At 61.7% G+C, this 11,394-nt stretch carries 8 protein-coding genes and 1 pseudogene; 3 read left to right on the plus strand and 6 right to left on the minus strand.

Annotated elements, in window-relative coordinates:
* Positions 1-190 precede the first annotated feature (190 nt).
* The 3 genes and pseudogenes from LL253_RS13595 to dnaE all read right to left on the minus strand — a co-directional run bounded on the left by LL253_RS13595 (position 191) and on the right by dnaE (position 4,357).
* The gene (locus tag LL253_RS13595) at positions 191-562 is read right to left on the minus strand and encodes a hypothetical protein (protein ID WP_228227514.1); all 372 of its coding nucleotides are present in this window, start codon (positions 560-562) and stop codon (positions 191-193) included.
* A gap of 62 nt (positions 563-624) precedes the next feature.
* A pseudogene (locus LL253_RS13600) lies at positions 625-710 on the minus strand.
* Between the two features lie 104 nt (positions 711-814).
* Entirely contained in the window at positions 815-4,357 is a 3,543-nt protein-coding gene (gene dnaE, locus LL253_RS13605; RefSeq protein ID WP_228227515.1) for a DNA polymerase III subunit alpha, read from the minus strand.
* Between the two features lie 147 nt (positions 4,358-4,504).
* Between dnaE and LL253_RS13610 the strand changes: the two genes are divergently transcribed.
* Positions 4,505-6,301, plus strand: a complete 1,797-nt coding sequence (locus tag LL253_RS13610) for a sensor domain-containing diguanylate cyclase (protein ID WP_228227516.1) — start codon at positions 4,505-4,507, stop codon at positions 6,299-6,301.
* Positions 6,302-6,317: 16 nt separating this feature from the next.
* Here LL253_RS13610 and LL253_RS13615 read toward each other — a convergent pair whose 3' ends face one another.
* Together LL253_RS13615 and LL253_RS13620 are read right to left on the minus strand one after the other, a co-directional pair.
* On the minus strand, positions 6,318-6,995 hold the full coding sequence (locus tag LL253_RS13615; protein ID WP_009821893.1) for an ABC transporter ATP-binding protein: 678 nt from the start codon (positions 6,993-6,995) through the stop codon (positions 6,318-6,320).
* The gene (locus LL253_RS13620; RefSeq protein WP_037542295.1) at positions 6,988-8,238 is read right to left on the minus strand and encodes a lipoprotein-releasing ABC transporter permease subunit; all 1,251 of its coding nucleotides are present in this window, start codon (positions 8,236-8,238) and stop codon (positions 6,988-6,990) included. The genes LL253_RS13615 and LL253_RS13620 overlap by 8 nt, the downstream gene beginning before the upstream one ends.
* Before the next feature lie 298 nt (positions 8,239-8,536).
* Here LL253_RS13620 and LL253_RS13625 point away from each other — a divergent pair, with 298 nt between their 5' ends.
* On the plus strand, positions 8,537-8,836 hold the full coding sequence (locus tag LL253_RS13625; protein ID WP_228227517.1) for a hypothetical protein: 300 nt from the start codon (positions 8,537-8,539) through the stop codon (positions 8,834-8,836).
* A complete protein-coding gene (locus LL253_RS13630) occupies positions 8,833-9,303 on the plus strand; it encodes an Hsp20 family protein (protein ID WP_228227518.1) in 471 nt (156 codons plus the stop codon). Before LL253_RS13625 ends, LL253_RS13630 begins: the two co-directional genes overlap by 4 nt.
* Before the next feature lie 125 nt (positions 9,304-9,428).
* Here LL253_RS13630 and LL253_RS13635 read toward each other — a convergent pair whose 3' ends face one another.
* A complete protein-coding gene (locus LL253_RS13635; protein ID WP_228222364.1) occupies positions 9,429-11,357 on the minus strand; it encodes a potassium transporter Kup in 1,929 nt (642 codons plus the stop codon).
* Between the last annotated feature and the right edge of the window lie 37 nt (positions 11,358-11,394).

Here is an 11,394-nt window from a genome sequence, read left to right on the forward strand (position 1 = left end):
AAAGCGCCCTGATAGCAAGAAGCAGCTAAACGCCACCTCTTGCCTCATGCGCGCGCAGGCGGGGATCCATCTCCCTCTCATGATCCGCGGGAAAAGGTCAGAGGATGGCTTTCTGGCTGTATGGAAAGGACTAAATTGGGTGGTTTGCGGACCGTCCCCTCCTAAATCGATAACAATGCATACTGCCATGTCAGTTCACAACCGGCCTTTCAATATTCCAACCTACCTCGGCACAGCGACGCTGTTCACATAAGCCGCTATCAATGATTTTCTGTCGAATAGAACTCTTTCTTTGCTTCGACACACCCGGTTCAAACTCTACGAAAAGACGGCCACCATTTGGGCGTCTCGCAATTTGTTGAAGATATCGTTCCAGCGTTTCCTCATCGATAGGGGCGCTACTCCAAGTGAATGGAGGATTTTTCGGCACTCGCAGTTGATATCCATCTAGAAAACCGGTGCTATTATCAAACGGAAGTTTGATCTCGGCTGGCTGCTCGCATCCTGCCAACCCGATGATAGCGACTGCAAAGATTGCCTTCCTCATCAATGCCTCTTGCATGGTTGGAGGTCCGCTTCGATCATATGACCTGAAAATCTAATTGTAACAAATTGGCCGATTCTTGCCAGCGGCAGGGGATCGAACCCGCACCTTTACCCTCCGGCGAGGATCGCTGTAGCGATACGTCTACCAATTCCGTCACGCTGGCGGTTCCATCTAACGGTAAAAGGGTTGTTGTCGCAATGTCCCGTGTAGAGATGCGCGATAGACATCACCAAGGGCAAAAAATGGTCGATGGTTGCCACAAAACCCTCACCCTACCAGCCGCATGCCCGACCGGCGCGTTCGCGTGCGGTAGCCGTCAGCCTTCACGTCCATCCGCTCGAACTTGTGGATCGTCAGCCCCCTGATGGTCGCGATCGCGTCCACCTGATCCGCGCCCAGGCTATATCCATCGCCCAGGAACACGCGCGCGGCCTGCCCGTCGCTTAACGGCGCGCGCAGGAAGACTTCGCTGCGGCCGCCGCCCGCGCCGGCCAGTAGCGCTGCCAGCGCCTCGACGGCGTCCGTCGTCTCGACGTCCACCGTCAATTCCATGCGCGATGCGCTGGCGATCGCGCGGAAGGGCTCGACGCTGCGCACGGTCACGCGTGGCGTTTCCTCGCCCGGCAGGCGATCCAGCTCGACGATCAGCAGCGCGCAGTCGCCATCGCGCGCCAGTTCCTCGATCGCCTTGCAACCATCCTCATCGAAGCAACTCGCTTGGAACTGGCCGCTCTGGTCGGAAAAGGTCGCGCTGGCGTAGCGCGCGCCGCGCTTGGTCTCGCGCCAGCGCACATCCTCGACCATCGCCGCCATGATCGTCATTGCCCGGCCTTCCGCATTGGGCGCGGGCATGGGGGACTGACAGATGAGGCCATAGCTGCGCGCGCCGCGCGCGTCGGCCAGATGCTTGTAGCGGTCCACCGGATGGGCCGAGAAATAAAAGCCGAACGCCTCCTTTTCCTGCGCCATGCGGTCCGCCACGGTCCAGGCCTGATGCGGCGGAATGCGCACATCGGCATGGGGTGTTTCAACGTCGCCGAACAGCCCCCCCTGTCCGCTTTCGCGCGCGGCAGCATTGCTGGAGGCGACGGACAGGATCGTCTCGGCCGCGGCATGAACGCCCGCGCGGTCGGCATGGATACCATCGAACGCGCCCGCCGCCGCCAGGCTTTCCAGCTGCCGCCGGTTAAGCAAGCGCGGCTCGATCCGGTCAGCGAAATCGTCGAGGCTCTTGAAAGCGCCGCCCTTGTTGCGCTCCTCGACAAGCTGCTCCATCGCCTTTTCGCCCACGCCCTTGAGGCCGCCCAGCGCATAGCGCACGGCAAAGCCCAATCGCGCGTCTTCGCCCTCATAAGCGACCGGCTCGACGGTGAAATCCGCCTCGCTGCGGTTGATGTCGGGCGCAAGGCAGGTCAGCCCCATACGCCGCATATCATCGACGAACACCGTCAGCTTTTCGGTGAGGTGGATGTCGAACGCCATCGACCCGGCATAGAATTCGGCCGGGTAATGCGCCTTGAGCCACGCCGTTTGATAGGCGAGCAGCGCATAGGCGGCGGCGTGCGATTTGTTGAAGCCATAGCCGGCGAACTTGTCGATCAAGTCGAACAGTTCGTTCGCCTTGGCGGCCGGAATATCGCTCCTGGCGCAGCCTTCAACGAAGCGGGCGCGCTGCGCGTCCATCTCCGCTTTGATCTTCTTGCCCATGGCGCGGCGGAGCAAGTCTGCATCGCCCAGGCTGTAGCCGGCCAATATCTGCGCCGCCTGCATCACCTGTTCCTGATAGACGAAGATTCCATAGGTTTCTTCGAGGATCGGCTTCAGGAGAATGTGCGGATATTCAATATCTTCCTGGCCATTCTTGCGACGGCCGAACATCGGAATATTGTCCATCGGGCCGGGGCGATAGAGCGACACCAGCGCGATGATGTCGCCGAAATTGGTCGGACGCACTGCCGCCAGCGTTTTGCGCATCCCTTCCGATTCCAGCTGGAACACGCCGACCGTATCGCCCCGCTGGAGCAGGTCATAGACCGCCGTGTCGTCCCAGGCGAGCGTGTCGAGATCGACCGTCACACCCCGTGCGCTCAGCAACTGCACCGCCTTCTGCAACACCGACAGCGTCTTCAAGCCCAGGAAGTCGAACTTCACCAGCCCCGCGCCTTCGACATATTTCATGTCGAACTGCGTCACCGGCATGTCCGATCGCGGATCGCGATAGAGCGGCACCAGTTGGCTCAGCGGCCGGTCGCCAATCACCACGCCCGCCGCGTGGGTGGAGCTGTGGCGCGGGAAGCCCTCCAGCTTCATTGCATAGTCGATCAGGCGCTTGACCTGATTGTCATTGTCATATTCGGCCTTGAACTCGCTGACCCCATTCAGGGACCGTTCCAGCGTCCAGGGATCGGTCGGGTGATTGGGCACCAGCTTGGCGAGCCGGTCCACTTGCCCATAGCTCATCTGCAGCACGCGGCCGGTGTCCTTCAGCACCGCGCGCGCCTTCAGCTTACCGAAGGTGATGATCTGCGCCACATGATCCGCGCCATATTTCTGCTGTACGTAACGGATCACCTCGCCCCGCCGCGTTTCGCAAAAGTCGATGTCGAAGTCGGGCATCGACACACGTTCGGGATTGAGGAAGCGCTCGAACAGCAGCCCGAGTTGCAATGGGTCCAGGTCGGTGATGGTCAGCGCCCAGGCAACCAGCGACCCCGCGCCCGACCCGCGCCCCGGCCCGACCGGAATATCCTGCTCCTTGGCCCATTTGATGAAGTCGGCAACGATCAGGAAATAGCCGGGAAAGCCCATCTGGATGATGATGTCGGTCTCGAACGTCAGCCGTTCATAATAGGGCCGCCGCATCTCCTCGCCCAATATGCCGGCCTTTTCCAGCCGCGCCTCCAGTCCCGCCGCCGCCTGATCCCGCAGCATCGCGGCCTCGCCCTCGATATCGCCGGCAAGGCTGGGTAGGATCGGCTTGCGCTTGGGGGCGGCCACGGCGCAGCGCTGCGCCACTACCAGCGTATTGGCCAGCGCTTCTGGCAGATCCTCGAACAGCCGCTTCATTTCGGCCGCCGGCTTCATCCAGGCGTCGGGCGAGCTTTTGCGACGGTCGGCGGTGTCCACATAGGCGCTATCGGCGATGCACAGCATCACGTCATGCGCTTCATGGAAGTGCGGTTCGGTAAAGCAGGTGGGGTTGGTTGCCACCAGGGGCAGGCCGCGATCATAGGCAAGATCGAGCAGCGCCGCTTCCGCCTTGCCCTCCACCGGGTCGAGGCGGCGGCAAATTTCGACATACAGCCTGTCGGGGAACAGCGCCTCCAGCCGCTCGGCATAGGCCAGGGCAGCATCGGGCTGATCTTCCGCGAACAATCGCGCCAGCGCGCCCTCGCCACCCGCTGTCAGGGCGATGACGCCGTCGGTGCGCCCTTCCAGCGCGTCGAGCGTCACATGCGGCACCTCCTCCACCGGCCGGTCGAGATGCGCCATCGACACCAGAGCGCAGATATTGTCATAGCCGCGCGCATCCTGCGCATAGAGCGTGATCCAGTCATGCACTTGCGCCGCATTGGCGGGACGGCCCGGGCGCAACACGCCCAGCATCGCCCCGATAATCGGCTGCACGCCCTCGCCTTTGCAAGCGTCGGAAAAGGCCATGGACCCGTAAAGTCCGTTGCGGTCGGTGATCGCCGCTGCCGGAAAACCCAGCGCCCGCGCCTGCTTGGCGATCTTCTTGGGATCGATCGCCCCTTCCAGCATGGTGAAGGAGGAAAAGATGCGAAGCGGAACGAAGGCGGCATGGGACATGGCGGCACCTTAGGCGTCGAGCATGAGTCGGCGCCAGCCCCCGACGCGCGAAAGCTGTGGACGAAAGGAGGACGACGGGATCGCACATCCGTCCACTTCGCTGTCATGCTTAATCAATCGCCAACTTCTGGCCGGTAGATTGCCGCCATGCGGCTTTCCACGATTACCAACTGGGCCTATGGCGCCACCGTCGCGCTGACCCTCGTGTCCGGCGCCACCATGCTGCTCGCCTCGTCCGTCGAGGAGCAGGAGCGTGCCGCCGTTACCCAGCGCGCGACCTTCGACCAGCTTACCGCCACGCTGGAAGAGGATGTCTATCGCCTTAGCGAACAGGCGCGCGGCTTCGTCGTCACCGGCAACCCCAGCCACCTGATCGCCTATCGCCGTGAACGTGACGGTTTGCGGTCGGTCGAGGAGCGCGTTCGTCATCTCAAGGATGCCGGCGCCAGCTACAGCGAACTTCAGGCATTGCGGCAGGGCATCCATTGGGCGGATGCGCTGATAGAGGAGCAGGAAACGGCGTTGAAGGCCGTTCAGAGCGGCGACGCGCAATCCGCGCGCGCCATCCTGTTCGGCGACGAATATGGGCGGGAAATGGACCGGGTCGCCGCCCAGATCGCCCGCTTCCAATATATGCTGGACCAACGCACGGATCAGGCCGTCGCCCGCGCCACCGAAAGCGCGCGGCTGTGGCGCACCATGTCGGAAATCATGCTGGCCGCCACAGCGCTGCTGTTCCTGTGCGTCCTCTATTTCGTTCTCAAGCAACGCATTCTTCGCCCCGTGGTGCGGCTGAGCGATGTCGTGACTCGACTGGCGGCGCAGGATTATGACGCGATCCCGCCCGAAATGGCGCATGTCGATGAAATAGGCGATATGGCGCAGGCGATCCGGATCTTCCGGGAAAATGGTCTGGAACGCCAAAGGCTGGAACGCGAACGCGCCATCGACCACCGGATGCGCGATCTTCTGTCACGCCTGACGCAACGGCTACAGGGCTGTGACGACACCGCCGATCTGGTCGGAGTCGTGCGCCGATTCGTGCCCGAAATAACGCCCGACTTTCCGGGCAAGCTGTACATCTACGATGCACGGCGCAATGCGATGGCCCAGGCCTGCGAATGGCTGGACCCCACGCATTCGGTGACGGAATTTGCGCCTTCGGCCTGCTGGGCGCTGCGCCGGGGCCAGACTCATCGACCGGTTGGCGACATGGTCGATATTCCATGCGAGCATCTGGACGCGCAGGGCGGTGTCCAGACGATCTGCATCCCCCTCACAGCGCAGGGTGAGAGCATCGGCCTTCTCTATTTCGAGGAACCTGCGGGCGCGAGCGCAACGCATCTGGAGCGCAGCGGCACCTATCTGGAGATGCTGGCGGAAAATATCGGTCTTGCCCTATCCAACCTGCGCCTGCGCGACGTGCTGCGCGACATGGCGATGGTCGATCCCCTGACCGGCCTGCCCAATCGCCGGCAGTTCGACCTGCTGTTCAGCAGGCTGGCGCAGGAGGCCGATCGCAACGCCACGCCGCTCTCCTGCCTGATGATCGACATCGACCATTTCAAGCAATTTAATGACAATCATGGGCATGATGCCGGCGATGCGATCCTGCGCGCGGTGGGCGCTTTACTGAACGATTCTCTGCGCGAGGAAGGGCACGCCTTTCGGCTAGGTGGTGAGGAATTCGTCGTCCTGATGCCGGGCTTCTCGCTGGATCAGGCCCTGGCCCGCGCGGAACAGATACAGAAACAGTTACAGGATCTGCGCGTCGATCATGGCGGCACGGCGCTGGGACCGGTGACCGCAAGTTTCGGCCTGTCAGCCTTTCCCGATCATGGCCGCGCCGACCGCCTCCTCAAAACCGCCGACGCTGCGCTGCTGCGTGCCAAGGCGCAGGGGCGCGATCGGGTGTTGGTCGCGGCGATGCGGGACGCGGCCTGAGACGCGATCATTGGCGTCAGGCCGTTTGCAAACGGCCTTCGTGCAATCGCACCACCCGGTCCATTTTCTGCGCCAGCCGCTCATTGTGCGTGGCGACCAGCGCTGCGGAGCCTTCGCCTCTGACCAGCCGCAGGAATTCGGCCAGGACCACGTCGGCCGTGCGCTCGTCCAGATTGCCCGTCGGCTCGTCCGCCAGCACCAGCGCCGGCCGGTTCGCCAGCGCGCGGGCCACGGCGACGCGCTGCTGCTCGCCGCCCGACAATTGGCTCGGACGATGGTCCAGCCTGTGGCCTAGCCCCAGTGACGTCAGCAGCGATTCCGCGCGCGCCTGCGCGCTCGCCATGTCCGCATCGCGAATGACCTGGGGCAGCACCACATTCTCGGTGGCATTGAAATCGGGCAGCAGATGATGGAACTGATACACGAAACCCAACGCATCGCGGCGCAGCCGGGTGCGTCCATCATTGTCCAGCTTCGCCGCTTCCTCCCCCGCGATCCGGATCGATCCTTCGAACCCGCCTTCCAACAGACCGACCGCCTGCAACAGCGTCGATTTGCCCGAGCCCGAAGGCCCCAGCAGCGCCACGATCTCGCCTTCGCCCACGCGCAGGTCGACGCCGCGCAGCACATCGATCGTCACGCCGCCCTGGGTGAAGCTGCGCGCAAGGTCGGTGACTTTGAGAACATCATTCATAACGCAGCACCTGGACCGGATCGGTATTGGCGGCCTTGAAAGCCGGATAGAGGGTGGCAAGAAAGCTGAACAGCAATGCCATGACGCAAATCACCGCGATTTCGACCGGATCGGGCTGTGACGGCAATTCTGTCAGGAAGCGGATCGATGGATCCCACAAATTCTGACCGGTCACGAATTGGATCGCGTTTACAACGCTCTGCCGGAAGAAAAGGAAGGTGAAGCCCAGCGCCATGCCAGCCACCATGCCCAACGTGCCGATCGTCACACCAACCGTCATGAAAATCTTGACCAGCCCTGCCCGGCTTGCCCCCATCGTGCGCAGGATCGCGATGTCGCGGGTCTTCGCACGCACCAGCATGATGAGCGAGGAGAGGATGTTGAACACCGCAACCAGCACGATGATGGACAGGACGACGAACATCGCCACCCGCTCGACCGCCAGCGCTTCGAACAGGGACGCATTCATCTGCCGCCAGTCGGTGATGACCGCACGGCCGGCGACCTTTGCCGCCAGCGGCTCCAATATCTGACCGACCCTGTCCGGATTGACCGTCTCCACCTCGATCATGCCGACGACATCGCCCAGCAGGAGAAGCGTCTGCGCATCCTCCACCGGCATCACGACCATCGCCTTGTCATAATCATAGATGCCGACCTCGAAGATGGCCGACACCTGGTAGGATATCTGCCGCGGCACGGTTCCAAAGGGAGTCGATCGGCCCGCAGGATTGATGATGGTCAGACTGTCGCCCAGCTGGACGCCCAGATTTTCAGCAAGCCGCGACCCGATGCCGACTTTTCCCGCGCCCGGCGTCAGGCTGTCCAGACTGCCGGCCAGCACCTTTCCCTTCAGCGTTTTGTTCGCGCGAATGTCGGGCACGGTCATGCCCCGGACCAGAACCGCTTCGACCCGGCCGTTGAACGTCGCCAGCAAAGGCTGCTCGATCATCGGCGTCGCGCTGGTGACGCCCGGCGTCGCCTTTGCCTGCTTCAGGATGGACTGCCAGTCCGGCAGCCGCCCGCCATAGCCCTGCACCACGGCATGGCCGTTCAAACCGACAATCTTGTCGAACAGTTCGGCGCGAAAGCCATTCATCACGCTCATGACGATGATGAGCGCCGCAACGCCCAGCATGACCGCGACCAGGCTGATGCCCGCAACCAGGAAGATGAAGCCCTCGCCCTTGCCCGGCAGCAAATAGCGCTTGGCAATCATGCGTTCGTAACGGGAAAGAATCATGTGGCGCGAACGGCCCTTCGATGGTGGTTTGCAGCAGGCTCTAGGACCGGCCGGGACCCACGGCAAGCATTGCCGGATTGTTGCATCGTCGCCACAGGGTCGCACCGAAAATCACCACGTCCCGATTTTGCCCGTGACTCGCCGTCGCAGCAAGCATAGCAAGACAGTCGAAGCACAGGTGAAAGGCCGTGGTTCAGGGATACTGCATCCCGCTTCGAGCTTAGGGGGCTAAGAAGTGGTTGAGGCAGGCCAAGGGGGAGACGAGCAATCGTCCATTAAGCACCCGGATCATGAAAGCATGATCCGGGTGCTTTTTCTTCAGCACGACCATCCTGGCCTTTCGGCGTCTTGGCCGTTGCTTGCTGCGACACAACAAACTTCAATATTGCCATTGCGAAATGCCTTTGGCGGACCGCCGCATGATCGGTTCCGCGCAATGGATCGCGCCGAATGCCTGGGCATATTCGGGCCTCTTGAAAGCGGCATTCGTCAAACCATATCCCAATCGTCCGGCCGCCTCATGGGGCCGGGCATGGTATCGCCGGACGCCGGTGTGACGGGTTCGGCATGGTTCATTTTGCTCTTTAGGAGATTATGACGATGCGTGCTTTTGACTTGACCCCCTATCGCCGCTCGACCGTGGGCTTCGATCGTCTGTTCGACCTGATCGAAAATAATGCCCGGTTGCAGCAGAGCGACAATTATCCGCCCTTCAACATTGAGCGGCTGTCCGAGGATCGCTACCGCGTGACCCTCGCCGTGGCGGGTTTCCGCCCTGATGAGATCGACATCACCGCGCAGCAGAATCTGCTGCAGGTGATCGGCCGCAAGGACGATACGGCGGCGGATCGTTCCAAATTCCTGCATGTCGGCATCGCGAACCGCAGCTTCGAACGCCGCTTCGAACTGGCGGACTTCGTGCGCGTGGAAAAGGCCGACCTTGCGGACGGTCTGCTGGTGATCGAACTGGTGCGCGAAGTGCCCGAAGCGATGAAGCCCAAGAAGATCGCCATCAATGGTGGTCAGCTGGTCGACATCAACGCGACGGATCGCGACGCCGCCTGATCGGTGGATGATAAGAGAATGTGGGGCGCGACCTTCTTGGTCGCGCCCTTTTTATAGGCCGATTTCAGAAACGATGGATGGCCATCGTTCACCTCTGAACGGTGTGAACTTCGCAGGTCGCAGCGTCAGATTTCAACCTGACTGCCCAGTTCGACGACGCGGTTGGTAGGTAGGCGGAAAAATTCCATCGCACTTTCCGCATTCCGCAGCATCCAGGCAAAGATTTTTTCCCGCCACAGCGGCATGCCAGGTTTGGCCGACGGCAACAGGGTCTGCCGCGCCAGAAAGAAACTGGTGTCCATCATTTTGAACGCCTGACCGCATCCCGTGACATTCTTGAGCGCGGCCGGCACGTCGGGTTCCTGCATGAAACCATATTGAAGAATCAGGCGGAAAAATCCCCGGCCCAGATCTTCCAGCTTCGCACGCCCCTCATCCTCGACGACCGGCACATCCTTGATCTTGACCGTCAGCAGGATCACGCGCTCGTGCAGCACCTTGTTGTGCTTCAAATTGTGCAGCAGCGCATGGGGCACGCCGTCCGGCGTTGACGTCATGAACACGGCCGTGCCCGGCACGCGCACGGCGCTGTTGGCAGCGGACGCAACAAAGACCGGTATCGGCATTGCCGCCTCGCGCAAGCGGTCCTGCACCAGCCTGCGCCCGCGCGACCAGGTCGTGAGCAAGGTAAACACGATGAAGCCGATCAACAGAGGGAACCATCCGCCATCGGGCACCTTCGTCATGTTGGCGGCCAGATAGGCGCCGTCGACCAGGAAGAACACCGCCAGCAGGGGCGCGGCATAATACCATTTCCAGCGCCACAGCCGGTACAGCAGCACGGTCAGCAGCAAATTGTCGATGAACATCGCGCCGGTGACCGCGATGCCATAGGCCGCCGTCAGGTTGGACGAAGTCCGGAACACCAGCACCAGCAGGATGACCATCGTCATCAGCCCCCAGTTGATGAGGGGGATATAGATCTGCCCCGCCGCCGATGCGCTGGTATGCGAAATGCGCAGCCGCGGCATGAAGCCGAGCTGGATCGCCTGCTGCGTCACCGAAAAGGCACCGGATATGACGGCTTGCGACGCAATGATCGCCGCCATGGTGGCGAGGATGACCAGCGGCAACTGACCCCATTGCGGGGCGAGATTGTAGAAAGGGCTGTCCAGGGCAGCCGCACCGTCGCGGAACAGCAAGGCGCCCTGTCCCATATAGTTCATCATCAAGGCCGGCAGGACGAAGGCGAGCCATGACACTCGAATCGGGCTGCGGCCGAAATGCCCCATGTCGGCATAGAGCGCCTCAGCGCCCGTCACGGCCAGCACGACCGAACCCAGGGCCAGGAACGCTGGCAGCGGATCGGTGACGAAGAACATGAACGCCCAATAGGGATTGAGCGCGAACAGGATGCCGGGCGTCTGAAGGATCGAAATCACGCCAAGGGTCGCGATCGTCACGAAATAGGTGAGCATGATCGGGCCGAACAGCGATGCCACCCGATTTGTGCCCAGCCCCTGTATCCAGAATAAGCCGAGCAGGATGAGGATTGCCACCGGCAGGATCATCGGCGCAAGATTGGGATTATAGACCGCGATACCCTCAACCGCCGACAGCACCGAAACCGCTGGCGTGATCATCGAGTCGCCATAGAACAGCGCAGTGGCGAACACGCCCAGCAATACAATGCCCCGCGACCAGCGCTGCGTCTTCGTCTGGCCGTTGATCAGTGCGAGCAGCGCCAAGCTGCCGCCCTCGCCCTTATTGTCCGCACGCATGATGATGCTGACATATTTGAGCGTGACCACCAGCATCATCGACCAGAACATCAGGCTGATGACGCCCAATATATGATCCGGATCAAGATCAAGGTGGTGATGGCCCGCAAAGGTCTCCCGAAACGCATAGAGCGGGCTGGTGCCGATGTCGCCGAACACGATGCCGATCGCGCCGACTACCAGCTTCGCCGTGGCCTTCTGCCGCACATGGCCGTGACCGCCCTCTCCTTCTTCCGAAGACGAAGGAGCGGTATTGGGAAGAAGATCAGCCATGAATGATATGCCGAATGGTCATGCTCGTCTGGACACC

The organism is Sphingobium soli, assembly GCF_020782245.1.
GTDB lineage: Bacteria > Pseudomonadota > Alphaproteobacteria > Sphingomonadales > Sphingomonadaceae > Sphingobium > Sphingobium soli.